At 65.7% G+C, this 23,896-nt stretch carries 26 protein-coding genes; 10 read left to right on the forward strand and 16 right to left on the reverse strand.

Going from position 1 to position 23,896, the window contains the following annotated elements:
• The first annotated feature begins 27 nt into the window (after positions 1–27).
• On the forward strand, positions 28–810 hold the full coding sequence (locus ACQ5BL_RS00705) for a PhzF family phenazine biosynthesis protein (RefSeq protein ID WP_243805969.1): 783 nt from the start codon (positions 28–30) through the stop codon (positions 808–810).
• A gap of 3 nt (positions 811–813) precedes the next feature.
• Here ACQ5BL_RS00705 and ACQ5BL_RS00710 read toward each other — a convergent pair whose 3' ends face one another.
• The gene (locus ACQ5BL_RS00710) at positions 814–1,899 is read right to left on the reverse strand and encodes an ABC transporter ATP-binding protein (RefSeq protein ID WP_243805968.1); all 1,086 of its coding nucleotides are present in this window, start codon (positions 1,897–1,899) and stop codon (positions 814–816) included.
• A gap of 132 nt (positions 1,900–2,031) precedes the next feature.
• Entirely contained in the window at positions 2,032–2,949 is a 918-nt protein-coding gene (argF, locus tag ACQ5BL_RS00715) for an ornithine carbamoyltransferase (protein WP_243805966.1), read from the reverse strand.
• 315 nt (positions 2,950–3,264) lie between these two features.
• Here argF and ACQ5BL_RS00720 point away from each other — a divergent pair, with 315 nt between their 5' ends.
• The 3 genes from ACQ5BL_RS00720 to ACQ5BL_RS00730 all read left to right on the forward strand — a co-directional run bounded on the left by ACQ5BL_RS00720 (position 3,265) and on the right by ACQ5BL_RS00730 (position 7,040).
• Positions 3,265–5,358 carry a molybdopterin oxidoreductase family protein gene (locus ACQ5BL_RS00720; RefSeq protein WP_243805964.1) on the forward strand — a complete coding sequence of 698 codons (2,094 nt, stop codon included), beginning with the start codon at positions 3,265–3,267 and terminating at the stop codon, positions 5,356–5,358.
• Positions 5,359–5,489: 131 nt separating this feature from the next.
• Entirely contained in the window at positions 5,490–5,816 is a 327-nt protein-coding gene (gene grxD, locus ACQ5BL_RS00725) for a Grx4 family monothiol glutaredoxin (protein ID WP_207885208.1), read from the forward strand.
• A 60-nt stretch (positions 5,817–5,876) separates the two neighbouring features.
• The gene (locus tag ACQ5BL_RS00730) at positions 5,877–7,040 is read left to right on the forward strand and encodes an MFS transporter (protein WP_243805962.1); all 1,164 of its coding nucleotides are present in this window, start codon (positions 5,877–5,879) and stop codon (positions 7,038–7,040) included.
• A gap of 48 nt (positions 7,041–7,088) precedes the next feature.
• On the opposite strand, the gene bfrB is transcribed toward ACQ5BL_RS00730, so the two are convergent.
• Together bfrB and ACQ5BL_RS00740 are read right to left on the reverse strand one after the other, a co-directional pair.
• Positions 7,089–7,565, reverse strand: a complete 477-nt coding sequence (gene bfrB, locus ACQ5BL_RS00735) for a bacterioferritin BfrB (RefSeq protein ID WP_207885206.1) — start codon at positions 7,563–7,565, stop codon at positions 7,089–7,091.
• A 220-nt stretch (positions 7,566–7,785) separates the two neighbouring features.
• Complete coding sequence (locus tag ACQ5BL_RS00740; RefSeq protein WP_243806141.1) at positions 7,786–8,001, reverse strand: bacterioferritin-associated ferredoxin; 216 nt, start codon at positions 7,999–8,001, stop codon at positions 7,786–7,788.
• Positions 8,002–8,281: 280 nt separating this feature from the next.
• Here ACQ5BL_RS00740 and ACQ5BL_RS00745 point away from each other — a divergent pair, with 280 nt between their 5' ends.
• Positions 8,282–8,884, forward strand: a complete 603-nt coding sequence (locus tag ACQ5BL_RS00745) for a peroxiredoxin (RefSeq protein ID WP_243805960.1) — start codon at positions 8,282–8,284, stop codon at positions 8,882–8,884.
• A 374-nt stretch (positions 8,885–9,258) separates the two neighbouring features.
• Here the strand turns inward: ACQ5BL_RS00745 and rnt are convergent, their stop codons facing one another.
• Together rnt and pyrC are read right to left on the reverse strand one after the other, a co-directional pair.
• A complete protein-coding gene (gene rnt / locus ACQ5BL_RS00750; protein WP_207885203.1) occupies positions 9,259–9,939 on the reverse strand; it encodes a ribonuclease T in 681 nt (226 codons plus the stop codon).
• A complete protein-coding gene (pyrC, locus tag ACQ5BL_RS00755; RefSeq protein WP_430292761.1) occupies positions 9,936–10,982 on the reverse strand; it encodes a dihydroorotase in 1,047 nt (348 codons plus the stop codon). The genes rnt and pyrC overlap by 4 nt, the downstream gene beginning before the upstream one ends.
• Positions 10,983–11,121: 139 nt before the next feature.
• On the opposite strand from pyrC, the gene ACQ5BL_RS00760 reads away from it, so the two are divergent.
• From ACQ5BL_RS00760 to ppnN, 4 genes are all read left to right on the forward strand, one after another.
• Positions 11,122–12,153 carry a flagellar protein MotY gene (locus tag ACQ5BL_RS00760; protein ID WP_243805955.1) on the forward strand — a complete coding sequence of 344 codons (1,032 nt, stop codon included), beginning with the start codon at positions 11,122–11,124 and terminating at the stop codon, positions 12,151–12,153.
• A gap of 133 nt (positions 12,154–12,286) precedes the next feature.
• Positions 12,287–13,504, forward strand: coding sequence for an argininosuccinate synthase (locus ACQ5BL_RS00765; protein ID WP_243806139.1), 1,218 nt, complete (start codon positions 12,287–12,289; stop codon positions 13,502–13,504).
• Positions 13,505–13,598: 94 nt separating this feature from the next.
• Positions 13,599–13,991 carry a lactoylglutathione lyase gene (gloA, locus tag ACQ5BL_RS00770; RefSeq protein ID WP_207885200.1) on the forward strand — a complete coding sequence of 131 codons (393 nt, stop codon included), beginning with the start codon at positions 13,599–13,601 and terminating at the stop codon, positions 13,989–13,991.
• 295 nt (positions 13,992–14,286) lie between these two features.
• Positions 14,287–15,678, forward strand: coding sequence for a nucleotide 5'-monophosphate nucleosidase PpnN (gene ppnN / locus ACQ5BL_RS00775; protein WP_207885199.1), 1,392 nt, complete (start codon positions 14,287–14,289; stop codon positions 15,676–15,678).
• A 116-nt stretch (positions 15,679–15,794) separates the two neighbouring features.
• Here ppnN and ACQ5BL_RS00780 read toward each other — a convergent pair whose 3' ends face one another.
• From ACQ5BL_RS00780 to ACQ5BL_RS00825, 10 genes are all read right to left on the reverse strand, one after another.
• Positions 15,795–15,977 (reverse strand): PA3496 family putative envelope integrity protein, encoded by a 183-nt coding sequence (locus ACQ5BL_RS00780; RefSeq protein ID WP_207885198.1) that lies wholly within the window; start codon positions 15,975–15,977, stop codon positions 15,795–15,797.
• A 107-nt stretch (positions 15,978–16,084) separates the two neighbouring features.
• Positions 16,085–16,723 (reverse strand): endonuclease III, encoded by a 639-nt coding sequence (gene nth, locus ACQ5BL_RS00785; protein WP_243805954.1) that lies wholly within the window; start codon positions 16,721–16,723, stop codon positions 16,085–16,087.
• Positions 16,720–17,436 (reverse strand): electron transport complex subunit E, encoded by a 717-nt coding sequence (locus ACQ5BL_RS00790; protein ID WP_243805952.1) that lies wholly within the window; start codon positions 17,434–17,436, stop codon positions 16,720–16,722. Before ACQ5BL_RS00790 ends, nth begins: the two co-directional genes overlap by 4 nt.
• A complete protein-coding gene (gene rsxG, locus ACQ5BL_RS00795) occupies positions 17,429–18,073 on the reverse strand; it encodes an electron transport complex subunit RsxG (RefSeq protein ID WP_243805949.1) in 645 nt (214 codons plus the stop codon). Before rsxG ends, ACQ5BL_RS00790 begins: the two co-directional genes overlap by 8 nt.
• Positions 18,073–19,110 (reverse strand): RnfABCDGE type electron transport complex subunit D, encoded by a 1,038-nt coding sequence (locus ACQ5BL_RS00800; protein ID WP_243805947.1) that lies wholly within the window; start codon positions 19,108–19,110, stop codon positions 18,073–18,075. The genes rsxG and ACQ5BL_RS00800 overlap by 1 nt, the downstream gene beginning before the upstream one ends.
• A complete protein-coding gene (rsxC, locus tag ACQ5BL_RS00805) occupies positions 19,107–21,422 on the reverse strand; it encodes an electron transport complex subunit RsxC (RefSeq protein ID WP_243805944.1) in 2,316 nt (771 codons plus the stop codon). The genes ACQ5BL_RS00800 and rsxC overlap by 4 nt, the downstream gene beginning before the upstream one ends.
• Positions 21,419–21,985: an electron transport complex subunit RsxB gene (rsxB, locus tag ACQ5BL_RS00810; RefSeq protein ID WP_243805943.1), complete on the reverse strand. Its 567-nt coding sequence runs from the start codon at positions 21,983–21,985 to the stop codon at positions 21,419–21,421. The genes rsxC and rsxB overlap by 4 nt, the downstream gene beginning before the upstream one ends.
• Entirely contained in the window at positions 21,982–22,566 is a 585-nt protein-coding gene (gene rsxA / locus ACQ5BL_RS00815; RefSeq protein WP_430292762.1) for an electron transport complex subunit RsxA, read from the reverse strand. Before rsxA ends, rsxB begins: the two co-directional genes overlap by 4 nt.
• 43 nt (positions 22,567–22,609) lie before the next feature.
• The gene (locus ACQ5BL_RS00820) at positions 22,610–22,921 is read right to left on the reverse strand and encodes a CcdB family protein (RefSeq protein WP_243805939.1); all 312 of its coding nucleotides are present in this window, start codon (positions 22,919–22,921) and stop codon (positions 22,610–22,612) included.
• Complete coding sequence (locus tag ACQ5BL_RS00825) at positions 22,921–23,166, reverse strand: type II toxin-antitoxin system CcdA family antitoxin (protein WP_207885189.1); 246 nt, start codon at positions 23,164–23,166, stop codon at positions 22,921–22,923. The genes ACQ5BL_RS00820 and ACQ5BL_RS00825 overlap by 1 nt, the downstream gene beginning before the upstream one ends.
• A 148-nt stretch (positions 23,167–23,314) precedes the next feature.
• Here ACQ5BL_RS00825 and ACQ5BL_RS00830 point away from each other — a divergent pair, with 148 nt between their 5' ends.
• Positions 23,315–23,833: a hypothetical protein gene (locus tag ACQ5BL_RS00830; RefSeq protein ID WP_243805937.1), complete on the forward strand. Its 519-nt coding sequence runs from the start codon at positions 23,315–23,317 to the stop codon at positions 23,831–23,833.
• The last annotated feature ends 63 nt before the right edge of the window (positions 23,834–23,896 follow it).

Below are 23,896 nucleotides of genomic sequence, written 5' to 3' on the forward strand. Positions count from 1 at the left end.
TCGGGCATCACTTTTCAGGAGACTGCCATGCAACTCGACTTCCATCAGGTCGATGCCTTCACCGACCGTCCCTTCGCCGGCAACCCGGCGATGGTTTACCGCCTGGATGCCTGGCTGGCCGACGAGCTGATGCAGAAGATCGCCGCCGAGCACAACCTGTCCGAGACTGCATTTCTGGTGAACGAGGCCGACGGCTGGCGCATCCGCTGGTTCACCCCGACCGCCGAGGTGCCGCTGTGCGGCCATGCGACCCTGGCCAGCGCCTATGTGCTGTTCGAGGTGTTCGGCGAGCCGGGCCAGTCCCTGGAGTTCAACTCGCAATCCGGACCGCTGCGGGTGTTCCGCGAGGAGGGCCGGCTGGCCCTGGATTTCCCAGCCCAGCCGCCAAGCGAGGTGGGCAGCACCGTGGAGCTTGAGCAGGCGCTGGGATTGCCGGTGGTGGACGCTCTGAATACCCAGGCGCACCTGCTGGTCCTGCTGGAGTCCGAGTACGCGGTGCGCAGTTGCTCGCCCGACTTTGCCGCGCTGGCGCGCATGCCATATCTGGGGGTGATCGTCACGGCGCGTGGCGAGGACCATGACTTCGTCTCGCGCTTCTTCGCCCCGGCCATCGGCCTCAACGAAGACCCGGTGACCGGCGCCGCCCATTGCAGCCTGATCCCCTACTGGTCGCAGCGCCTGAACAAGCTGCAGATGAGCGCCTACCAGTGCTCGGCGCGCGGCGGCGAGCTGTGGTGCCGGCTGGAGGGGGATCGGGTGCGCATCGCCGGCCAGGCGCGGCTGATCGCCAGCGGCCGGATGGTTATCTGATCGTCAGCGTTGACTACTGAGGACCTGCTGCGCTTCCACGCTGCCCTGGGCGGGGAACAGCACCAGATGCTCGGCGGCGACGCTGATGCCTACCTCATCACCAGGCTGGTGATCGGCATGGCTGGGGAAGATCGATTCCAGCTGGGTGCCGGTGGGCAGCTGCAGGCGATACAGCGTCGCAGCGCCGAGGAAGGACTTGCCGACGATCCTTGCCTTCAGCGCGCCGTCGACGGCCGGGACCAGGTCGTCCGGACGCAGCAGCACGTCCACCGCGCTACCGTCGGGCAGGCTGTAGGCGCGGTTGCCGCGCAGCACGCCCAGTTCGGTCTGCACCGAATCGCTGCCACGCATCTGACCGCGTATGAAATAGCCCTGGCCGATGAAGCTGGCGACGAAGGGCGTCTGCGGCTCGTGGTAGAGATTGAACGGGGTATCCCACTGTTCCAGCCGGCCGTGCCGGAATACGCCGACGTGGTCGCTGACGGCGAAGGCTTCTTCCTGATCGTGGGTGACCAGGATGGCGCTGGTGCCGCGCGCCTTGAGGATGTCGCGCACCTCGTGGCTGAGCTGGCGGCGCAGCTCCACATCGAGGTTGGAGAAGGGCTCGTCGAGCAGCAGCAATTGTGGTTGCGGGGCCAGCGCGCGGGCCAGGGCCACGCGTTGTTGCTGACCGCCGGAAAGTTCGTGGGGGAAGCGCTGGCCGAGGCCGTCGAGTTTCACCAGCTCCAGCAGTTCGCCGACGATGCGCTCGCGCTCGGGGTGCTTGCGGATGCCGAAGGCGATGTTGTCTGCCACCGACAGGTGCGGGAACAGCGCGTAATCCTGGAACACCATGCCGATCCGGCGCTTCTCCGGCGACAGGGTGAAGCCCGGGCGGGAAATCACTTCGCCGGCCAGCTCGATACGGCCGCTCTGAATCGGTTCGAATCCGGCGATGGCGCGCAGGGTGGTGGTCTTGCCGCAGCCCGAGGGGCCGAGCAGGCAACCGATGTCGCCGGCGTTCAGGTGCAGGTTGACCCCTTGCACCACGCGCTGCTGTTCATAGCCACAGGAAAGGTTATCGAGGGTGAGCAGCAGCGGTTGGGGCATCGGGCTTGGAACCTGTTCGGCATTTCGCCGGGCACAGTCCGGGCCGGGCGGAAGCAGGGAAAGAAGCGCAGTCTACGCCGGCTCCTGCTTCCAGCGCCGCCCGTGCGAAACGGGCAGCGAACGGACAGGTTCTCAGGCGTAGTGGGCGTGCTCGACCAGCAGTTCGAGCAGGGCCTTCTGGGCGTGGAGACGGTTTTCCGCCTGGTCCCAGGCCACGGAGCGCGCGTCGTCCAGCAGGTCAACGCTGATCTCTTCGCCACGGTGGGCCGGCAGGCAGTGCATGAATAGTACATCCGCCGCGGCGCCATCGAGCAGCGCACGTGTTACCTGATATGGCTGGAACAGGCGCAGGCGCGCGGCCGCTTCGTCTTCCTGGCCCATGGATGCCCAGACGTCGGTGCTCACCAGGTGCGCGCCGGCTACCGCTTCGCGCGGGTCGCGGAAGATTTTCACCCGCTCGCCGACCAGCTCCATCAGCGCGGCGTTCGGCTCGTAGCCTTCCGGACAGGCCACGTTGAGCTGGAAGTCGAAGCGGATCGCCGCCTCGATGTAGCTGTTGCACATGTTGTTGCCGTCGCCGATCCAGGCCACGGTCTTGCCGGCGATGCTGCCGCGATGCTCATGGAAGGTCTGCATGTCGGCCAGCAGCTGGCAGGGGTGCAGATCGTCCGACAGGCCGTTGATCACCGGTACGCGGGAGTTTTCCGCGAACTCGATCAGGTTGCTGTGGGCGAAGGTGCGGATCATCACCGCATCGACCATCCGCGACATCACCCGCGCGGCGTCGGCGATCGGCTCGCCACGGCCCAGCTGGGTGTCGCGCGGGGAGAGGAAGATGGCCTGGCCGCCGAGCTGGATCATGCCGGCTTCGAAGGAAATCCGCGTCCGGGTCGAGGCCTTCTCGAAGATCATGCCCAGCACGCGGTTCTTCAGCGGTTCGTAGAGTACGCCTCGGTTTCGCAGGTCCTTCAGCTCGGTGGCGCGGCGGATCAGACCGAGCAGTTCTTCGGTCGTGTAATCCAGCATCGAGAGGAAGTGACGTGCGCTCATGGTTCGTACCTACTACTTATTCTCAGAATCGGGCCGAGGAACCGACCGGATTTCGTGAGAAAAAACGGGCTGAACCTGCGGCGGGACCGCATGGAGCGGGAAATGGGGGAAGGCGCGATCCTATAAGGAAATGACGGATATACGCAAGTTTCGCCCGGAGGCCCCGTCGGCCGGGCCTTCTCCATGGTCGTTCCTGATGCCGGGGGATTCACCCGACAGAAGCTGGTGGTGCTTATCCGGGGCGCGTTCCATAGTGCTCTGCGACCCCAGGACCGGCGCCACGAGCGACCGGCGACAACAACAACGAGGCGAGCCATGAGCAAGACCCTCCACCACCGTGCGTGCCACCTGTGCGAGGCCATCTGCGGCCTGACCATCGAGACCGAGGCTACGCGCATCCTCTCGATCAAGGGCGATGCGCAGGACAGTTTCAGCCGTGGTCACGTGTGCCCCAAGGCCGTGGCGCTGCAGGACATCCAGAACGACCCGGACCGTCTGCGCCAGCCGGTGCGACGGGTCGGCAGCGAATGGCAGCCGATCGGCTGGGACGAGGCCTTCGAGCTGGTCGCCGCGCGCCTGGCGGATATCCGCGAACGCCATGGCAACGATGCCGTCGCCGTGTACCAGGGCAACCCCAGCGTGCACAACTACGGGCTGATGACCCACAGCAACTACTTCCTCGGCCAGCTGAAGACCCGCAATCGCTACTCGGCGACCTCGGTGGACCAGTTGCCGCACCACCTGGTCAGCCAGCAGATGTTCGGCCATGGCCTGCTGATCCCGATCCCGGACATCGACCACACCGATTTCATGCTGATCCTGGGCGGCAATCCGCTGGCGTCCAACGGCAGCATCATGACCGTGCCGGATGTGGAAAAACGCCTGAAGGCCGTGAAGGCACGCGGCGGCAAGCTGGTCGTGGTCGATCCGCGCCGCACCGAGACGGCGGCGATTGCCGACCAGCACCTGTTCGTCCGTCCCGGCGAGGACGCGGCACTGCTGCTGGGCATCCTCGACACGCTGCTCGGTGAAGGGCTGACCCGTGAGAGCCATCTGCCGGTGGCTGGCCTGGACTCCGTACGCGAGGCGCTGAAGCCGTTCAAGGTCGAGGCGATGGCCGCGCGCTGCGGCGTGCCGGCTGAGGATATTCGCCAACTGGCGCGGGATTTCGCCGCCGCCGACAAGGCCGTCTGCTACGGGCGCATGGGTGTGTCCACCCAGGTGTTTGGCAGCCTCTGCCAGTGGCTGGTGCAACTGATCAACCTGCTCACCGGCAACCTCGACCGGGTCGGCGGCACGCTGTGCACCACGCCGGCGGTGGACCTGGTGGCGAGCACTTCCGGTGGCGCCTTCAACCGCTGGCAGAGCCGCGTCTCCGGCCTCCCGGAATATGGCGGCGAGCTGCCGGTGGCGGCGCTGGCCGAAGAGATGCTGACCGAAGGGGAAGGGCAGGTACGCGCGCTGGTGACGGTGGCGGGCAACCCGGTGCTGTCCACGCCCAATGGCCGGCGGCTGGAGCAGGCGCTGGATGGCCTGGAGTTCATGCTCAGCGTCGACCTCTACATCAACGAGACCACCCGCTACGCCGATCTGATCCTACCGCCCACCGCGCCGCTGGAGCACGATCACTACGACACCACCTTCAACATCTTCGCGGTGCGCAACGTCACCCGCTTCAACGAGGCGGTGCTGCCCAAGCCGCAGGGCGCGCTGCACGACTGGGAGATCTTCGTCGGCCTGGCCAAGGCCTATGCCGCGCGCATGGGCAGCGAACTCAAGCCGACCGTGGCGCCGGAACAGATGATCGAGATGGGCCTGCGCTTCGGCCCCTATGGCGATGCCAGCGAGCACAAGCTGAACCTCGCGAAACTGCGTGAGCATCCCCACGGGCTGGACCTCGGCCCGCTGCAGCCGAACCTCGCGGCGCGCCTGAAAACCACCTGCCGCAATGTCGAGGCTGCGCCGGAAATCCTGCTCAACGACCTGCGCCGCTTCGCCGACACCCAGGCGCCGGCAGCGGACCAGTTGCTGTTGATCGGCCGCCGCCATGTGCGCAGCAACAACTCCTGGATGCACAACTATCACCGCCTGGTGAAGGGAAAACCGCGCCACCAGTTGCTCATGCACCCGCAGGACCTGGCCGCGCGCGGGCTGGTGGATGGGCAGAAGGTGCGGGTGCGCTCGCGGGTCGGCAGCATCGAGATCGAGGTGGCGGCCAGCGACGAGGTGATGGCCGGCGTGGTCAGCCTGCCCCACGGCTGGGGGCACGGGCGGCCGGGTGTGCAGCTGTCCATCGCCCGCGAGCAGGGTGGGGCCAGCGCCAACGACCTGACCGACGAGCGCCACCTGGATGCGCTTTCCGGCAATACCGCGCTGAACGGCGTACCGGTGGAGGTCGAGGCGGCCTGACAGGCTGTCGCATGCCCCTGCAAAGCCGAGCGTAGTGCTCGGCTTTGCAGTACAATGCGCCTAACCGTGCCGGCCAGACGCCGCCTGTGGTGCTGCCGGGTCAGTATCTGAGAGTTCAGCCGAGGAAGTTCATGGATATCATCGATACCATCAAAGAACAGATCGCCAACAACCCCGTCCTTCTGTACATGAAGGGCTCGCCGAATGCTCCGCAGTGCGGTTTCTCGGCCCGCGCCGCACAGGTGCTGATGGCTTGCGGCGAGAAGTTCGCCTATGTCGACATCCTGCAGAACCCGGAAATCCGCGCCAACCTGCCCAAGTACGCCAACTGGCCGACCTTCCCGCAACTGTGGGTCGGCGGCGAGCTGGTCGGCGGCAGCGACATCCTGGCCGAGATGTTCGAGAAGGGTGAGCTGCAACCGCTGATCAAGGACGCCGTAGGCAAGGCCGACGCCTGAGTCTTTCGTGCTTCGCACAAAGCCCCGCTTCGGCGGGGCTTTGTTTTTGGGAAGAAATAAATGACCGAACACACACGGACGAACGCCGCGCGCTGGGCCTGCGGCTACTGTTTCGCCATGGGCGGGATGGTGCATGGCAGCGTGATGGGACGGGTGCCGGCGCTCAAGAACATGACCGGCGTGGACGAGCAGGAACTCGGCCAGGCGCTGCTGGGCGCGGGTTTCGGTGCATTGCTGGCGTTCCTCTTCGCCGGCGCCCTGGTGCGTCGCTACGGCAGCCGGGCGATTACCATCGCCTCGGGGCTTACTCTGATGGCCAGCTTCCCGCTGCCGGGGCTGGCGCAGAACGTCTGGGAGCTGGCGGCGGGCTTCCTCCTGGTCGGCCTGACCTTCGCCACTCTGGACGTGGCGATGAACACCCAGGCGGTGGAGGTGGAGCGGCGCCTCGGTCGGCCGTGCATTGCCGGCCTGCATGGCATGTACAGTCTGGGCGGCCTGGCCGGCGCGGTGGGTGCGGCGGTCTTCGCCGACCTGGCGCCGCTGTGGCACTTCACCCTGCTGGCGGTGATCGCGGCGGCGATCCTGCCGTTCTTCGCCCGCAATCTGTTCGAAGGGCGCCCGGAGCCCACGGAGGAGGAGGCGCCAGCCCGACGTGGCTGGCGCCTGCCGCCACCGTCGCTGATCGGTCTGGGACTGCTGACGGCGTGCGCGTTCGTTTCCGAAGGGGCGGTGGCCGACTGGGGCGCCTTGCTGCTGCACCAGGTGATGGGCGCGTCCGAGCGCCTGGCGGCGCTGGGCTTTGCGGCGTTCTCCGCGACCATGGTGTTGGGCCGGCTGTTCGGTGATCGGCTGCGCGTGCGCTTTGCCGACGAGGCGCTGGTGCGCAACCTGGCGTTGCTGGCCATCGCGGGCATGTTCCTGGCGCTGTTCAGCCCCTGGGTAGCCAGTGCTATCGCCGGCTTCGCCCTGGTGGGTGTCGGTCTGTCGGTGGTGGTGCCGATCCTGATTGGCGCGGCAGGCAACCGGCCGGGCATCGAACCGTCCAAAGGCGTGGCGGCGGTGGCGGGGTTCGGTTATGGGGGCTTGCTGCTGGGGCCGCCGCTGATCGGCTTCCTCGCCGAGCATCTGGGGCTGCGTCTGTCGTTGCTGGTGGTGGTGCTGTTGTGTGGCGGGCTGGTGTTCAAGGCATCGCTGGTGCGCCGTCCGCCGAAGGCTAACGGCTAGAGGGGAAGGGCACCGGCGTCCACAACCGCGCCGGTGCCTTTTGCCTGATCAGTCGTCTTCGTGCATGTGCGACTGCAGGTAGTTTTCCAGACCGACTTTCTGGATCAGGCCCAACTGGGTTTCCAGGTAGTCGATGTGCTCTTCCTCGGATTCGAGGATGTCCTTGAGCAGGTCGCGGCTCACGTAGTCATGCACGCTTTCGCAATGCACGATGGCGTCGCGCAGGTCCTTGCAGGCCTTGAGTTCCAGGTTCAGGTCGCACTGCAGCATTTCCTGGGTGTTCTCGCCGATCAGCAGCTTGCCCAGGTCCTGCAGGTTGGGCAGGCCTTCGAGGAACAGGATGCGTTCGATGAGCTTGTCAGCATGTTTCATCTCATCGATGGACTCGTGGTACTCGTGCGCGCCGAGGCGCTTCAGGCCCCAGTCGTTCCACATGCGCGAGTGCAGGAAATATTGGTTGATGGCGATCAGCTCGTTACCGAGGACCTTGTTCAAGTGCTGGATGACTTTCTTGTCGCCTTTCATGCCGGGCTCCTGCCGTGTGAGTGGAAGAGAGTGAAAGTGTGGTCCTCTTATAACCGACTGTCAAACATAAGTGCTTGAATTTGCTATAAAAAGGAATATGAATGCGAATGTTTTCATTCCGCAATTCGGCGTTAAGACGCTGAAATTCAGGCATAAAAAAACCGGGCATGGCCCGGTTTTCCTTCGGAATCTCTGCTGAGTTGAGCGTAGGTCGCGTCGATCAGCCTGCCGCGTAGGCGAGGGAGTAGTTCATCGACTGCGCGCTCTGCAGTTCGCCCAAAGTCTCGCGAACGACCTGTTTGGCGAGGCAGGCGCACTTGCCGCACTGGGTGCCGACACCGGTGCTTTCACGCACTTCGCGGTAATTGCAGCAGCCTTCGTAGATCGCTTCGCGGATGTGGGTATCGGTGACACCTTGGCAGAGGCAGACGTACATGGTTGCACTACGCATCGCTATGGGGTTGTTGAAGGCGATACTAATCTTAATGAGAATGATTGTCAAAGTTTGCTGGGCAGGCATTTCCATGACCGGATAAATGGTCATTTCCTTCAATGGGTTAGCCTTGCCGGGCGGTGGGGGAAAGCGCTGGGCGGGCCGGAAAGGCGCGGTGTATCATGACCGGCCCACTGGAGTGGAAAAGCCCGCTGGTCCGGCGTTTCGAGCCGGGGCAGGGCGTCTTGCACTCCCTCATGTCCTCACCACCAGGAGATATGGAATGAGCGTACTCGTAGGTAAGAAAGCTCCCGACTTCAACGTAGCGGCCGTCCTCGGCACCGGCGAGATCGTCGACAGCTTCGTGCTGTCCGAAGCCATCAAGGGCAAGTACGGCCTGGTGTTCTTCTACCCGCTGGACTTCACCTTCGTCTGCCCGTCCGAGCTGATCGCCCTGGACCACCGCATCCCCGATTTCCAGGCGCGCAACGTCGAAGTGATCGGCGTGTCCATCGACTCCCACTTCACCCACAACGCCTGGCGTAACACCCCGGTGGACAAGGGTGGCATCGGCCCGGTCAAGTACACCCTGGCCGCCGACATCACCCACGAAATCGCCAAGGCCTATGACGTCGAGTCCGCCGACGGTGTCGCGTTCCGTGGTGCCTTCCTGATCGACCAGAACGGCGTGGTGCGCTCGCAGATCGTCAACGACCTGCCGCTGGGCCGCAACATGGACGAGCTGCTGCGTCTGGTCGATGCCCTGCAGTTCACCGAAGAGCACGGCGAAGTCTGCCCGGCCAACTGGAAGAAGGGTGACAAGGGCATGACCGCCTCGCCCGAAGGCGTTGCCGCCTACCTGGCCGAGAATGCCAGCAAGCTGTAAGGCTGCTTGCGCATGAAAGAGCCCCGCTTTGGCGGGGCTTTTTTATGCGCGCGTGGGGCTGTCCTTCGTAGGAGCGGACTCTGTCCGCGATGATCCCCGTCGCGAGGCAGATCGCGGACGAAGTCCTACATTGTTTTTGGATCCCCGCGTTCGCGGGGAAGACGATTGCGGAGCACGGTGCATGACATCGCCACTCCCGCGAACGCGGGAGCCTAGAAGACAGTTGCTCCTACATTGTCTTCTGGGGCCCCGCGATGATTGGGACGACGGTTCGCGAGCAAGCTCGCTCCTACAAGGTAACGTGCGAGTTCGGTGCAAGGTGGTAAGAAAAAGCCCCGCAAGTGCGGGGCTTTTTCATGGGGCGGAGACGACGATCAGTCCTCGTCGTCCATCCAGCCGCCGAATTCCTTCCAGCGGTTGACGATGCCGCAGAACAGCTCGGCGGTCTTCTCGGTGTCGTAGCGCGCCGAGTGCGCCTCGCGGTTGTCGAACTCGATGCCGGCGGTCTGGCAGGCCTTGGCCAGTACGGTCTGGCCGTAGGCGAGGCCGGCGAGGGTGGCGGTGTCGAAGCTGGAGAAGGGATGGAACGGGTTGCGCTTCATGCCGGTGCGGTTCACCGCGGCATTGAGGAAGCCCAGGTCGAAGCTGCTGTTGTGGCCGACCAGGATCGCCCGCTTGCAGCCGTTGGACTTAAGCGACTTGCGCACGCCGCGGAAGATCTCGGTCAGCGCCTGTTCTTCCGGCACGGCCATGCGCAGCGGATGGTCCAGCTTGATGCCGGTGAACTCCAGGGCGGCCTGCTCGATGTTGGCGCCTTCGAAGGGCTCCACACGGAAGAAGTAGGTGTGTTCCGGGAACAGGTACCCGCTCTCGTCCATGCCGATGGTGACGGCGGCGATTTCCAGCAGGGCATCGGTGCCAGCGTTGAAGCCGCCGGTCTCGACGTCCACGACCACCGGCAGGTAGCCACGGAAGCGGCGCGCCATCGGCTGGCGCGGGCCGGGTGGGAAGGAACCGTCGAGTTCTTCTTCGAAGATTTCGTTCTCGTCACTCATGCCTGGGTCTCCAGCAGGCGCCAGCGCAGTTTCTCGCCGGCACGCAGCGGGACCACTTCGAAATCGCCGAACGGCAGCGCTGTCGGGGCTTCCCATTCGTCACGGACCAGGGTGATGCGGTCGCTGTTGCGCGGCAGGCCGTAGAAGTCAGGGCCATGGAAGCTGGCGAAGGCTTCCAGCTTGTCCAGCGCGTTGCGCTGCTCGAAGGCCTCGGCGTACATCTCGATGGCCGCATAGGCGGTGTAGCAGCCGGCGCAGCCGCAGGCGGCTTCCTTGGCGTGGCGCGCGTGGGGAGCCGAGTCGGTGCCGAGGAAGAACTTCGGGTCGCCGCTGGTGGCCGCATCCAGCAGGGCTTCCTGGTGGGTGTTGCGCTTGAGGATCGGCAGGCAATAGAAGTGCGGGCGAATGCCGCCAACCAGCATGTGGTTGCGGTTGTACAGCAGGTGATGCGCGGTGATGGTGGCGCCGACGTTGGCCGGTGCGGCCTTGACGAAAGCAGCGGCATCGCCGGTGGTGATGTGTTCGAGGACCACTTTCAGCGTCGGGAAACGCTCGACCACGCGGGTCAGGTGCTCGTCGATGAAACGCTTCTCGCGGTCGAACACGTCGACTTCGGAACGGGTCACCTCGCCATGGACCAGCAGCGGCAGGCCGACTTCGGCCATGGCTTCGAGCACGTGGAAGATGTTGTCGACGCTGGTCACGCCGGAATCGGAATTGGTGGTGGCGCCGGCCGGGTACAGCTTGGCGGCATGCACATAGCCCGAGGCCTTGGCCGCGCGTACGTCTTCGACGCTGGTGCGGTCGGTGAGGTAGAGCACCATCAGCGGCTCGAAGCGGCTGCCGGCCGGACGAGCGGCCAGGATGCGCTGGCGGTAGGCGTCGGCTTCGACGGCGTTGCGCACCGGCGGAACCAGGTTCGGCATGATGATGGCGCGGCCGAAGGTACGGGCGGCGTCGCCGACGGTTTGCGCGAGCGCGGCGCCGTCGCGCAGGTGGATGTGCCAGTCGTCGGGGCGCAGGAGTGTCAGGCGGTCGGACATGCGGATTCCAGGAAGGCGGTTGCAGCGGAAAGAGTGGGGAAATGCTACCGGAAAAGGCCGTCGGCGGCACTCGCTATCAAGTTTTGCCGTGGCCGACCGATAGATTCGGAGACCCGAATCCGATTGTGTGGAACGCACCGTGCGCCAGCCATCTCTTCTCCTGCTCGTCCTTTGCGCGAGCCTTCCGGCCTGGGGGCTGACCTTCCAGTCGCGCCTGGAAAGCGCCCAATGGACGGTGGCGGGCGACCAGTTCGAGTGCCGGCTGACGCAGAGCGTGGCGGGTTTCGGCCAGGGCGAATTCGTCTGGCGCGCCGGCGAGCAGCCGACCTTCCGTCTCAGGCAGCAGCAGGATTGGCTCGGGCGTGGCTCGGCAACGCTGCTGGCGGCGGCGCCACCGTGGCGGCCGGGGCAGGGCGACGTGAACCTGGGATCGGTGCCGGTTGGCGACGGCGACGTGCCTTTCAACAGCAGCCAGCAACAGGCTGGGCGCTTGCTCGGTGGCCTGCTGGAAGGCCGCACACCGGAAGTGCGGCACCGCACCCGGGACGGCGAGCGTTTGCTGGTGCGCCTGCTGCCGACACGTTTCGCGGCCGGCTACGCACAGTTCCAGGACTGTTCGGCGAAGATGCTGCCGGTCAATTTCGACCAGGTGCGGCAGAGCCAGATCGGTTTCCCCAATGGTACCGAACTCGATGCGCTGGGCCGCGCCAAGCTGGACATCATCCTGCAGTACATGAAGGCCGATCCGAGCGTGAACCGCATCGAGCTCGACGGTCACTCCGACAACAGCGGCAACCGCCTGGTCAACCGCGATACCTCGCGTCGTCGCGCTGTCGCGGTGATGGAGTACCTCAAGGCCAATGGCGTGCCGGAGTCAGAGATCACCGTGCGCTTCTATGGCGAGCGCTATCCGCTGGTGAAGAACAACTCCGAGGCCAACCGCGCGCGCAATCGCCGGGTGACGGTGAACCTGTCCCGCGAGGCGGTGGTCGAGGAAGCGCCGGCCGAAGCCCCGGCGGCGCCACCCGTCTCGGCTCCAGGCGAGCCGGCGCCCAGCGCCAGCGCCAGCGCTCCGGCGAACGCGGCCGCGCCCGCGCCCGCAGCCCCCGTGGCGCCTGCCGCCAAGGCTGCCACTCCGCCCTCGGCACCTACGGCGGCGCCCAAGGGCTGAGCCTGCGGCAGCGAGTCGCACCGACGATAGATTTTGTCGCTTTGTCATCTAAAGCTGTCGCGCCTCTGTAAATTATGCTGGGCGGGCAGTAGAATCGATCCCTTTCGTGACAACCCCCGTGGAGTTGAGTGGCATGGCGGACGTGAAGAAGGTAGTCCTGGCGTATTCCGGTGGCCTGGATACCTCCGTAATTCTGAAGTGGCTGCAGGATACCTATAACTGTGAAGTGGTGACCTTCACCGCTGACCTGGGTCAGGGCGAGGAGGTCGAGCCGGCCCGCGCCAAGGCCAAGCAGCTGGGCGTGAAAGAGGTCTTCATCGAGGACCTGCGCGAAGAGTTCGTCCGTGACTTCGTCTACCCGATGTTCCGTGCCAACACCATCTACGAAGGCGAGTACCTGCTGGGTACTTCCATCGCGCGTCCGCTGATCGCCAAGCGCCTGATCGAGATCGCCAACGCCACTGGCGCTGACGCCATCTCCCACGGCGCCACCGGCAAGGGCAACGACCAGGTTCGCTTCGAGCTGGGCGCCTACGCGCTCAAGCCGGGCGTGAAGGTGATCGCTCCCTGGCGCGAGTGGGACCTGCTGTCCCGCGAGAAGCTGATGGACTACGCCGAAGCCCACAACATCCCGATCGAGCGCCACGGCAAGAAGAAGTCGCCGTACTCCATGGATGCCAACCTGCTGCACATCTCCTATGAAGGCGGCGTGCTGGAAGACACCTGGACCGAGCACGAAGAAGACATGTGGAAGTGGACCGTCTCCCCGGAGAAGGCCCCTGACGCCCCGACCTACATCGAGCTGACCTACCGCAAGGGCGACATCGTCGCCATCGACGGCAAGGACATGACTCCGGCCCAGGTGCTGACCGAGCTGAACCGCATCGGCGGCGCCAACGGCATCGGCCGTCTGGACATCGTCGAGAACCGCTACGTCGGCATGAAGTCCCGCGGCTGCTACGAGACCCCCGGCGGCACCATCATGCTCAAGGCGCACCGCGCCATCGAGTCGATCACCCTGGACCGCGAAGTCGCTCACCTGAAGGACGAGCTGATGCCGCGCTACGCCAAGCTGATCTACACCGGCTACTGGTGGAGCCCGGAGCGCGAGATGCTCCAGCAGATGATCGATGCCTCCCAGGAGTACGTGAACGGCGTCGTGCGCCTGAAGCTGTACAAGGGCAACGTCATCGTGGTTGGCCGCAAGTCCGACGACTCGCTGTTCGATGCCAACATCGCGACCTTCGAGGAAGACGGCGGTGCCTACAACCAGGCCGATGCCGCTGGCTTCATCAAGCTCAACGCGCTGCGCATGCGCATCGCCGCGAACAAGGGCCGCAAGCTGTTCTGATAAGCTGGTGACCCCGTGACAAGCAAACCCCGGCCACGAGCCGGGGTTTGCGTTTATAGGCCCCGCATCCGGGGCGCCTGATGAGGAAGAATCGATGAGACTGCTGCATACCATGCTGCGCGTCGGCGACCTGGACAAATCCATCGCCTTCTACACCGAAGTCCTGGGCATGACCCTGCTGCGCCGCAAGGATTATCCGGACGGCCAGTTCACCCTGGCGTTCGTGGGTTACGGCAACGAAGACGACAACAGCGTCATCGAGCTGACCTACAACTGGGGCGTCGACCAGTACGAGCTGGGCACCGGCTATGGCCACATCGCCCTGGAAGTGGCCGATGTCTACAAGGCCTGCGAGGACATCCGCTCCCGCGGCGGCAAGATCACCCGCGAGCCGGGCCCGATGAAGCACGGCACCAGCATCCTGGCCTTCGTCGAGGACCCGGACGGCTACAAGATCGAGCTGCTCTCGCCGCAGCGCAAGGACTGAGCCTCCGCTTCGCGCGAGATGTCTCTGGGAAACCCCGCCTGCCCGGCGGGGTTTTTCTTTGCCGGTTGTCATCAGAAAGACACCGGAGCGGTCATACTCAAGGTGCATCGACGTCGGATGCGTCGATTGCGGAAGCAGTTTCCGCCATTTGCTTGTCAGAGACAGAGGAGCATCGCGCACGGGCCGGAGAATCCCCGCTGCGCTCCCTCCGATAATGACGACCGATGGACGGCCGCACCGATTTTTCCGGGTGCCCGGCGCTCTGCGTCCGGCAGCCTAAGTCAAGGAATACAGCATGTCCCCAAGACCGGTAAACAATGCTTCGGTCAGCCCCAAGGGCAGCCTCGAAACCCTCTCCCAACGTGAAGTGCACCAGCTCAGCGAAGCAGGCACGGGCAGCAGCTACAAACTCTTCCGCCAGTGTGCCCTGGCCATCCTCAACACCGGCACGCAGATCGACAACGCCAAGCACATCCTCGACGCCTACCGCGACTTCGAGTTGGAAATCCACCAGCAGGAGCGTGGCGTGCGCCTGGAACTGTTCAACGCGCCGGCCGACGCCTTCGTCGATGGCGAGATGATCGCCAGCACCCGCGAGATGCTGTTCAGCGCCCTGCGCGACATCGTCTACACCCAGAACGAACTGAACAGCCAGCGTTTCGACCTGGACAGCTCGGCGGGCATCACCGACTACGTCTTCCACCTGCTGCGCAATGCCCGCGCGCTGCATGCCGGGGTGGAGCCGAAGATCGTCGTGTGCTGGGGCGGCCACTCCATCAGCACCAATGAATACAAGTACACCAAGAAGGTCGGCCACGAACTGGGCCTGCGCAGTCTGGACGTCTGCACCGGCTGCGGCCCGGGCGTGATGAAGGGCCCGATGAAGGGCGCCACCATCGGCCACGCCAAGCAGCGCAACACCAAGGGCCGCTACCTGGGGCTGACCGAGCCGGGGATCATCGCCGCCGAGGCGCCAAACCCCATCGTCAACGAACTGGTGATCCTGCCGGATATCGAAAAGCGCCTGGAGGCCTTCGTCCGCGTCGGCCACGGCATCATCGTGTTCCCCGGCGGCGTCGGTACCGCGGAGGAGTTCCTCTACCTGCTGGGCATCCTGATGCACCCGGACAACCAGGACATGCCGTTCCCGGTGGTGCTCACCGGTCCGCGCAGCGCGGCGGCCTACATCGAGCAGTTGCATGCCTTCGTCGGCGCCACCCTGGGTGAAGCGGCGCAGCAGCGCTACAAGATCGTCATCGACGATCCGGTAGAGGTCGCGCGGGAAATGAGCGAGGGGCTGCGGCAGGTCAAGCAGTTCCGCCGCGAGCGCAACGATGCCTACCACTTCAACTGGCTGCTGAAGATCGAGGAAGGCTTCCAGCGGCCGTTCGAGCCGACCCACGAGAACATGGCGAGCCTGGACCTCAGCCGCGAGGTGCCGCCCCATGAGCTGGCGGCGAACCTGCGCCGGGCCTTCTCCGGCATCGTCGCCGGCAACGTGAAGGACAAGGGCATCCGCATGATCGAGGAGTTCGGTCCGTACGAGATCCACGGCGACGCGGCCATCATGGAGCCGCTGGATGCGCTGCTGCAGGCCTTCGTCGAGCAGCACCGGATGAAGCTGCCGGGTGGCGCGGCGTATGAGCCGTGCTATCGGGTGGTGCAGCGCGAGGGTGTCGCGGTGTGATCCTGTAGGAGCGGGCCATGCCCGCGATCGCGCGCATGGCGCGCTCCTACGCAACCAACAAAAAGCCCCGCCAGGATGCGGGGCTTTTTCATGCGGGTATTACATTCAGGAGCAGGCTACAGGTCGAAATCGTAGTCGGACAGCTGACGCTGCAGGCGACGCTCTTCGAGGTAGTTGTCGATGATGCGGCGCTTGGTCAGGTTGGTCTTGGCGACCTCTGCCGCGGCTTCGGCGCCATCATCGCTGTCGTCTGTGCTGACATCGTCCTCGAGTTCGAGGTCTTCTTTGTCGTTTGCCATTCGGTGCACTCCACAACACGGGGTGTGTTGGCGCCCCTTATATCGACAAAGGACCGGACCGTAAAAAAGATTTTTTCAATCAGACTGAAGGAATTTTCCCATAACGCTCAATCGTCCGAAGTCTTGTGCTTGTACTCGCACAGGTCTTCGATCCGGCAACTGCCGCACTGTGGCTTGCGCGCCTTGCAGACGTAGCGCCCGTGCAGGATCAGCCAGTGGTGGGCATCGAGCAGGTACTCCTTGGGTACGAACTTCAGCAGCTTCCTCTCGACCTCCAGCACATTCTTGCCCGGCGCTATCCCCGTACGGTTGGCGACGCGGAAGATGTGCGTGTCCACGGCCATCGCCGGCTGTCGGAATGCCGTGTTGAGCACCACGTTGGCGGTCTTGCGGCCCACGCCCGGCAGGGCTTCGAGGTCCTCGCGGTTCTCCGGAACCTGGCCGCCGTGTTTCTCGATGAGGATACGGCAGGTCTCGATGGTGTTCTTCGCCTTGCTGTTGTACAGGCCGATGGTCTTGATGTACTCCGACAGGCCTTCCACGCCGAGGGCATAGATCGCCTCCGGGGTATTGGCCACCGGGTAGAGCTTGGCGGTGGCCTTGTTCACTCCCACGTCGGTGGCCTGGGCGGAGAGCAGTACCGCGATCAGGAGCTCGAAAGGCGTGCTGTAGGCCAGTTCGGTTTCGGGGTTGGGATTGTCTTCTTTGAGTCGGCGGAAAATCTCCGCGCGCTTGGCGGCATTCATTCAATCACTCCGGTCACGCGGACACGTTGGCGCTCGGTCGCGGGTACGTCGCCCGCCTGCGCCTTGGCACGTTCCGCCAGGCTTTCATCGATACGGTTCTTGAGGGCGATCAGCAGGCCCAGCACCAGGAAGGCACCCGGCGGCAGGATGGCCAGTAGGAAGCCCGGGTAGTCGGCGAACAGCTGGATTTTCCAGCTTGCCGCCGCCGGGCCGAACAGCAGGTTCATGCCGGCCAGCAGGGTGCCGTGGCCGAGCAGTTCGCGGACTGTGCCCACCACCAGCAGCACCAGGGCGAATCCAGTGCCCATCATCAGCCCGTCGAAGGCCGAGCGCGCCACACTGTGGCGCGAGGCGAAGGCTTCGGCGCGGCCGAGGATCACGCAGTTGGTGGTAATCAGCGGGATGAAGATGCCGAGGATCTGGTACAGCTCGTAGGTCCAGGCCTGCATCAGCAGTTCGATGCAGGTGGTCAGCGCGGCGATGATCAGGACGAAGGCCGGCAGGCGCACGGCTTCGGTGACCGAGCCACGGATCAGCGCCACCGCCGCGTTGGAGCAGGCCAGGACGAAGATGGTCGCAAGGCCGAGGCCGAGGGCGTTGACCATGGAGTTGCTGGTGCCCAGCAGCGGGCACAGGCCGAGCAGCTGCACCAGCCCCGGGTTGTTCTTCCACAGGCCCTGCAGGGCCAGCTCGCGGTAGCCGGGATCACTCATGACTGTCTCCTGCGGCCGGTTGCGCGGCGGGGGCGAGCAGCTCGGCCTTGTGCGCGTCGAAGTATTGCAGCGCCTTGTGCGTGGCCTTCACCACCGCGCGCGGGGTGACGGTGGCGCCGGCGAACTGGTCGAACTGGCCGCCATCCTTCTTCACCTTCCAGCCGGCTTCGGCCGGATCGGTCAGCGAGTGGCCGTCGAAGCCGTGCAGCCAGTCGCTCTTGCCCAACTCGATCTTGTCGCCCAGGCCTGGGGTTTCCTTGTGCGCCACGACGCGCACGCCAAGCAGCCGGCCTTCGGCGGTGACGCCCACCAGCAGTTGGATCGAGCCGCTGTAGCCGTCCGGTGCGGTGGCCTGGAGGATCACCGCGGTGGCCTGGCCCTGACGGCGGGCGACGAAGGCCGGCGCCGGCTCGTTGCGGCCGAGCAGCTTGGGATCGAAGGCTTCGACCTGGCTGTCCAGCGGGTGGTTGTCGTAACTGCCTGCCGGCAGCAGCTCCAGCAGGGCGCGGCCGCGCGCCTCGCGCTGGGCGTTGTCGATACGCTGCGCGGTGAACTGGTGGACCAGCGCCACCACGCCCACCGTGACCACGGCGAACAGGCCGAGCACCAGGGCGTTCTTCAGCATCGAGCGGGTCATCAGTCACCCACCTTGAAGCCGCGCTCGGGCTTCTTGTGCCCGTAGGTGCGCGGGCGGGTGTAGTAGTCGATGGTCGGCGCGGCGAGGTTCATCAGCAGCACGGCGAAGGCCACGCCGTCCGGGTAGCCGCCCCAGGCGCGGATCACGTAGGTGAGCACGCCGACGCCGATGCCGAACACCAGGCGGCCACGGTTGCTGGTGGCGCCGGACACCGGGTCGGTGACGATGAAGAAGGCGCCGAGCATGGTCGCGCCGCTGAACAGGTGCAGCAGCGGCGAGCCATGGGAGTCGGAGCCCGAGCCGTTCCAGAACAGCAGGCCCATGACGAACAGCGCGCCGAGCATGCCCACCGGCGCGTGCCAGGTGAACAGCTTGCGCCAGAGCAGGAACAGCCCGCCGGCCAGGAACGCCAGGTTGACCAGCTCGACGCCGCGCCCGCCGATGTGGCCGAAGGCGCTGGATTGTGTCGTCAGTTCGTCCATGGTCAGGCTGTTGTTGTTGCGTACCACGTCCAGCACGGTGGCGCCGACCCAGGCGTCCGGCGCCTGGCTGGCAAGGCCGAAGATATGCCGCAACCCTTCGCCGAATCCCGGTGCGCTGTCCGGCGCCGGCCACTGGCTCATCTGCAGCGGGAAGGACACCAGCACCACCACGTAGCCGACCATCGCCGGGTTGAACGGGTTCTGCCCCAGCCCGCCATACAGGTGCTTGCCGAACACCAGGGCGAACACCGTGGCGATCAGGCTCAGCCACCAGGGCGCATAGGGTGGCAGGGCGAGGGCGAGCAACACGGCGGTGACCAGGGCACTGCCGTCGCGGAGGAAGAACTCGATCGGGCGCTTGCGCAGCCGGAGCATCGCCGCCTCGGTGGCCAGCGCGATCAGGCTGCACCAGAGCAGGTTGAACAGCGTGCCGACGCCGTACAGGCCGATCAGCACCAGGGCGCCGGGGGCGCAGGCGGCCAGCAGAGTCAGCATGACCTTCTGCGTGCGGTTGCTGCCGGTGGCGTGGGGCGAGGTGATTCGGGGCAGCTTCATCGGGGTTCCTCACCGCTGGCATCGGCCACGGCGCGTTCGGCCGCTAGCAGACGGGCGCGGGCGGTGGTCAGGGCATCGTCGCCGGCGCCTTCGCGTTCGAGTTTCTTCAGGTCGGCGCGGGCGTAGGCCAGTTCGGTCTTGGCGGCGCGCAGGGCAGGGCTGACCGGGCGCTTGTCGGTACGTACCAGTTCCGGCGGCGCCTTGCCGCTGGCGTCTTCCGCAGCATGCAGGGCCTGTTCGGCGGCGGCCAGTGTCTGGCGCACCGAGGCCAGTTCCTCGTCCGAGGCGCCGTCGCGCTCGGCATTACGCAGGGCATCGCGCTGGGCCACGTAATGCTGCTTGGCGTGGCGCAAGGCGAGTACGCCGTCAGTGGGCTCGCTGGCTTGCGGGGCCGGTGCGGCGGCGGATTGCAGCCCGCTCAGGCGTTGCTCGATGCGCTCGACGTCCTCGCGCAGGGCGGCGAGGGTGGCGCGCTGTTCGTCCGTGGGCGACTCGCCGAAGGCCTTCTCGGATTTCTTCAGCTGGGCACGGGCCATGGCAGCGTCGATCTTGGCTTTCTTCAGCGCGGCTTCGTTATCGACTGCTGCCGGAGCGGGGGCCGGTGCGGCACTTGCTTCAGCGGCAGCCAGTGCTGCCTTGGCCTGCTCGGCGGCGCTGCGCAGTTCGGTGACCTGGGCGCGCAGTTGTTCGGTGTCGTGGGCAGCCAGTTGCTTCTCGGCCTTCTTCAGCGCGACCTGGGCCATGCTCGCCTCGATCTTCAGCCGCTTGAGCTGGTCCGGCGCATTGCCCACGGCCTTCTCGGATTTCACCCGCTCGATGATCGATTGCGCGGCGGGGGCGGGCGGCTCGGGACTGGCCTCATCTTCCTGTACGCGCGCGGCGCGCTCCTGGCGGGCCAGGCGTTCGGCGGCGCGCTGTTCTTCCTCGCGGCGCAGGCGGTCCTGGCGCTGTTCGAAGCGCAGGCGCGATTGTTCGGCCTTCAGCTGGCGTTGCTGCAGCTCACGGATATCGGCCTTGGCCGCGCGGTAGTACTGCACCAGCGGGATGCTCGACGGACAGACGTAGGCGCAGGCGCCGCACTCGATGCAGTCGAACAGGTTATGCGCCTGCAACTGCTCGTGCTCCGCGCCGAGGGCGAAGTAGTGCAGCTGCTGCGGCAGCAGGCTGGCAGGGCAGACCTGCGCGCAGTCGCCGCAACGGATGCAGGGCATGGCCGGCGGTGCGGGCGGCAGTTCCTCGCTGCTGGCGGCCAGCAGGCAGTTGCCGGTCTTGATCAGCGGCACGTCCAGCGACGGCAGGCTGACGCCCATCAGCGGCCCGCCGAGGATCAGGCGGTCCAGCTTCGATCGGTCGAGGCCGGCGAAATCCAGCAGCTCGCCCACCGGCGTGCCGAGCAGCGCCTCGACGTTGCACGGTCGCGCCAGGGCCGCGCCGGTCAGCGTGGTGATGCGCGAGATCAGCGGCCGTCCGCGCAGCACGGCATTGGCCACGGCCACGGCGGTGCCGACGTTCACGCAGAGCATGCCGATATCCGCCGGCAGCCCGCCGGCGGGCACTTCGCGGCCGGTGAGAATCTGGATCAGCTGGCGCTCGCCGCCGGAAGGGTACTTGGTCGGGATTGCCCGTAGCGTGATGGTCCGTTCGCCAATCGCGGCCTGCACGGCAGCTAGCGCCTCGGGTTTGTTGTCCTCGATGCCGATCAGCACCTGCTCCGGCTGCAGGATGTGCAGGAGGATGTCGATGCCCTGCACCAGCTCCGCTGCGCGTTCGCGCATCAGCAGGTCGTCGGCGCTGATGTAGGGCTCGCACTCGGCGCCGTTGATGACCAGGGTGTGCAGGTCATCCTGCGGGCGCGTGGCCAGCTTGGCAGCGGTGGGGAAGCCGGCGCCGCCGAGCCCGGCAATGCCGGCGTGGCGGATGCGTTCCAGCAGTTCGACCGCGGAGCGGGACGCATAGTCGGAACAGGCATCGAGTGTTGCCCATTCCTCCTGGCCGTCGCTGTCGATGACGATGGCTGGCGCCGTCAGCCCGGAGGCGTGGGGGTAGGGTTGTTCACCCAGCGCCACCACGGTGCCGGACGTCGGCGCGTGCAGCGCGGCGCTGATGGCGCTGCCCGGCTCGGCGATGCGTTGCCCCTTGAGCACCCGCTGGCCGACTTCGACGCAAGGCAGGGCGGGCTCGCCGATGTGTTGCTGCAACGGCAGCACCAGCCGGCGCGGCAGCGGCGGCTGCTGGATCGGCGTTGCCGTGGACTGCTGCTTGTTCTCCGGCGGATGGATGCCGCCGGGGAAGCTCCAGACCTGCGCCGTCATGCCGCCCGCTCCCGGTCGCTGGCGATCAGCCGGGTGTCCGGCAGCGGCCATTTCCAGTCGCTGACGCGCACCGGCAGCTCGCGCATCTCGATGCAGTCCACCGGGCAGGGTTCCAGGCACAGGTCGCAGCCGGTGCATTCGTCGACGATCACCGTGTGCATCAGCTTGGCCGCGCCGACGATGGCGTCCACCGGGCAGGCGCGGATGCACTTGGTGCAGCCGATGCACTCGGCCTCGCGGATGTAGGCCACGCGCGGCGGGGTTTCCGCAGCGGCGTCCAGCGGTTGCGGCTCGATGTCCAGCAGGTCGGCGAGGGCGGCGATGGTGGCGGCGCCGCCGGGCGGACACTTGTTGATCGCGTCGCCATCGGCGATGGCCTGGGCGTAGGGTTTGCAGCCGGCGTAGCCGCACTGGCCGCACTGGGTCTGTGGCAGCAGGGCATTGATCTGTTCGGCCACCGGGTCGCCTTCCACCTGCAGGCGCACGGCGGCATAGCCCAGCAGCGCCCCGCTGGCGAGGCAGAGCAGGGCGACGACGGCAACGGCGAGCAGCACCGCGCTCATGGCTTGAGCAATCCGGTGAAGCCCATGAAGGCCAGGGACATCAGCCCGGCGGTGATCATGCCGATGGCGGCGCCCTGGAACGGCTTGGGCACATCGGCGATGGCGATGCGCTCGCGCAGGGCGGCGAACAGCACCAGCACCAGGGAGAAGCCGAGCCCCGCGCCGAAGCCTTGGAAGGTGGATTGCAGGAAGCCGTATTCGGGCTTGTTGGCGTTGAGCAGCGCGACGCCCAGGACGATGCAGTTGGTGGTGATCAGCGGCAGGAAGATGCCCAGCACGCGGTACAGCAGCGGACTGCTCTTCTTCACCAGCAACTCGGTGAACTGCACCACCACGGCGATCACCAGAATGAAGCCGATGGTGCGCAGGAATTCCAGGTCCAGCGGCTGCAGCACGTAGCGTTGCAGGATGTAGCTGCACACCGAGGCGAGGGTAAGGACGAAGGTGGTGGCCAGGGACAGTCCGATGGCGGTCTCGATCTTGCGCGACACGCCCATGAAGGGGCACAGGCCGAGGAACTGCACCAGCACGAAGTTGTTGACCAGGATGGCGCTGACCAGGATCAGGGCGAGTTCGGTCATGACAAGGCTCCGGTGGTCCGGCGTAGGCGGCGGTGGTTCATGCTCAGATTCCGCTGATCAGCAGGTCGATGGCGGCGATGATGTCTTTGCTGTGGTGTGCCAGGCTGCCCACCGGCTCGCCCAGTTCGCGGCGGGCAATGCCGGCCATCTGCGGGGTGAGCAGCAGGAGCGTCTCATCGCCGACCGTGACTTCCGGCATCAGCCGGTTGATGCCGGCCAGCCCTTTGCCACGGCTCAGCGGGATCACCATGCGCGTATTCAGCGAGGTCAGCAGGTCGCTCTGCACGTCCAGCAGCAGCGGAATCTCCGCCTGGGTGCGCGGGTTGGCATTGCGGTACAGGTCGAACTGCTTCATCAGAAGCTCCGCAGGCCATCGCTGAACACGCCGGCTTCCTCGACATGTTGATTGTAGGCTTCGATCGCCGCGCGGTTCTGTTCCAGCCAGCGTTGGCTCAGGCGTTCCTTGACCACATCGGCCAGTGCTTCCTCCAGCACCGCCGAGAGGTTCACGTCCAGCTCGCGGGCCTGTTTCAGCAGGTCGCTGTTGAGGCTCAGGTTGGTGGCTTTCTTCGGTGCTTGAGGATCGTAGGTCGTGTGCATGGGCACCTCCACGGCGGATGCGCATAGATTATGCGCATGGGGTTGGAGGAGCAATCGCCATGCTCCGCAAACCGGTTGCGGTGCCGGGGCCGGCGGGAGGAATATCTGCGGTTGCCGAATCCTGTTGGTGCCTCTTACGGAAGTCCGCATGCCCAGACGCTTCATCGCCCTCTGCCTGTTGCTCTCCAGCGGCCTCGTTGCGGCCGCTCCCTTCACCACCTCCGACCTGGTCAGTTGGCCACGCATGAGCGTCGCCGACTTCGCCTGCCAACTGGAGCAGCGCACCGGCCACGTCGATGCGCAATTCAGCTGCGCGACCAGCAAGACGCTGAGCAACTGGGGCGACGCCTGCCATGACACGGACCTCAGCTACGCCGGCCCGCAGTTGCCCGAAGCGCTGGTGCGCCAGCTCAATCCGAGCATCGCGGCGGTGGATCTGGACTGGGAGTACGGTCGCCTGCAATCGGTCAACGTCACCTTCGACAGGATCATGACCGCGGATGAGGTGGCCGATATCTTCCCGGAGGTGAACCTGGAGGAACCCACCTCGCGGGAAAACCTGAGCAACGCTTCGCTGCAGGACTGTGCCGAGGACAGCTCCTGCCTCTATCTGGAAGGCTTCGAGCACATGGGCGGCGGAGACGGGGACTGCGAAGACGCCCAGTAGGCCATGCCGGCGGCGTTGAGCCGCCCCCTGTGATGCTGTCGCAGATGAAAACGCCGGCAATTT

It is taken from the genome of Pseudomonas sp. B1-22 (assembly GCF_050474425.1).
Taxonomy (GTDB): domain Bacteria; phylum Pseudomonadota; class Gammaproteobacteria; order Pseudomonadales; family Pseudomonadaceae; genus Pseudomonas.

Bases quoted from the DNA above. Each gene is read 5' to 3' on its own strand.
- rsxB (WP_243805943.1), bottom strand. From the start codon at position 21,985: ATGAGCGCGGTGCTGCTCGCCGTTGCCGTCGTCGCCCTGCTCTGCCTC.
- rsxA (WP_430292762.1), bottom strand. From the start codon at position 22,566: ATGACCGAACTCGCCCTGATCCTGGTCAGCGCCATCCTGGTCAACAAC.
- nth (WP_243805954.1), bottom strand. From the start codon at position 16,723: ATGAATGCCGCCAAGCGCGCGGAGATTTTCCGCCGACTCAAAGAAGAC.
- pyrC (WP_430292761.1), bottom strand. From the start codon at position 10,982: ATGTCCGACCGCCTGACACTCCTGCGCCCCGACGACTGGCACATCCAC.
- ACQ5BL_RS00765 (WP_243806139.1), top strand. From the start codon at position 12,287: ATGGCGGACGTGAAGAAGGTAGTCCTGGCGTATTCCGGTGGCCTGGAT.
- ACQ5BL_RS00705 (WP_243805969.1), top strand. From the start codon at position 28: ATGCAACTCGACTTCCATCAGGTCGATGCCTTCACCGACCGTCCCTTC.
- rsxG (WP_243805949.1), bottom strand. From the start codon at position 18,073: ATGACCCGCTCGATGCTGAAGAACGCCCTGGTGCTCGGCCTGTTCGCC.
- ACQ5BL_RS00825 (WP_207885189.1), bottom strand. From the start codon at position 23,166: ATGCACACGACCTACGATCCTCAAGCACCGAAGAAAGCCACCAACCTG.
- ACQ5BL_RS00820 (WP_243805939.1), bottom strand. From the start codon at position 22,921: ATGAAGCAGTTCGACCTGTACCGCAATGCCAACCCGCGCACCCAGGCG.
- bfrB (WP_207885206.1), bottom strand. From the start codon at position 7,565: ATGAAAGGCGACAAGAAAGTCATCCAGCACTTGAACAAGGTCCTCGGT.
- ACQ5BL_RS00710 (WP_243805968.1), bottom strand. From the start codon at position 1,899: ATGCCCCAACCGCTGCTGCTCACCCTCGATAACCTTTCCTGTGGCTAT.
- ACQ5BL_RS00730 (WP_243805962.1), top strand. From the start codon at position 5,877: ATGACCGAACACACACGGACGAACGCCGCGCGCTGGGCCTGCGGCTAC.
- ACQ5BL_RS00790 (WP_243805952.1), bottom strand. From the start codon at position 17,436: ATGAGTGATCCCGGCTACCGCGAGCTGGCCCTGCAGGGCCTGTGGAAG.
- ACQ5BL_RS00720 (WP_243805964.1), top strand. From the start codon at position 3,265: ATGAGCAAGACCCTCCACCACCGTGCGTGCCACCTGTGCGAGGCCATC.
- rnt (WP_207885203.1), bottom strand. From the start codon at position 9,939: ATGAGTGACGAGAACGAAATCTTCGAAGAAGAACTCGACGGTTCCTTC.
- grxD (WP_207885208.1), top strand. From the start codon at position 5,490: ATGGATATCATCGATACCATCAAAGAACAGATCGCCAACAACCCCGTC.
- ACQ5BL_RS00780 (WP_207885198.1), bottom strand. From the start codon at position 15,977: ATGGCAAACGACAAAGAAGACCTCGAACTCGAGGACGATGTCAGCACA.
- ACQ5BL_RS00740 (WP_243806141.1), bottom strand. From the start codon at position 8,001: ATGTACGTCTGCCTCTGCCAAGGTGTCACCGATACCCACATCCGCGAA.
- rsxC (WP_243805944.1), bottom strand. From the start codon at position 21,422: ATGACGGCGCAGGTCTGGAGCTTCCCCGGCGGCATCCATCCGCCGGAG.
- ACQ5BL_RS00745 (WP_243805960.1), top strand. From the start codon at position 8,282: ATGAGCGTACTCGTAGGTAAGAAAGCTCCCGACTTCAACGTAGCGGCC.
- argF (WP_243805966.1), bottom strand. From the start codon at position 2,949: ATGAGCGCACGTCACTTCCTCTCGATGCTGGATTACACGACCGAAGAA.
- ACQ5BL_RS00800 (WP_243805947.1), bottom strand. From the start codon at position 19,110: ATGAAGCTGCCCCGAATCACCTCGCCCCACGCCACCGGCAGCAACCGC.
- ACQ5BL_RS00830 (WP_243805937.1), top strand. From the start codon at position 23,315: ATGCCCAGACGCTTCATCGCCCTCTGCCTGTTGCTCTCCAGCGGCCTC.
- ppnN (WP_207885199.1), top strand. From the start codon at position 14,287: ATGTCCCCAAGACCGGTAAACAATGCTTCGGTCAGCCCCAAGGGCAGC.
- gloA (WP_207885200.1), top strand. From the start codon at position 13,599: ATGAGACTGCTGCATACCATGCTGCGCGTCGGCGACCTGGACAAATCC.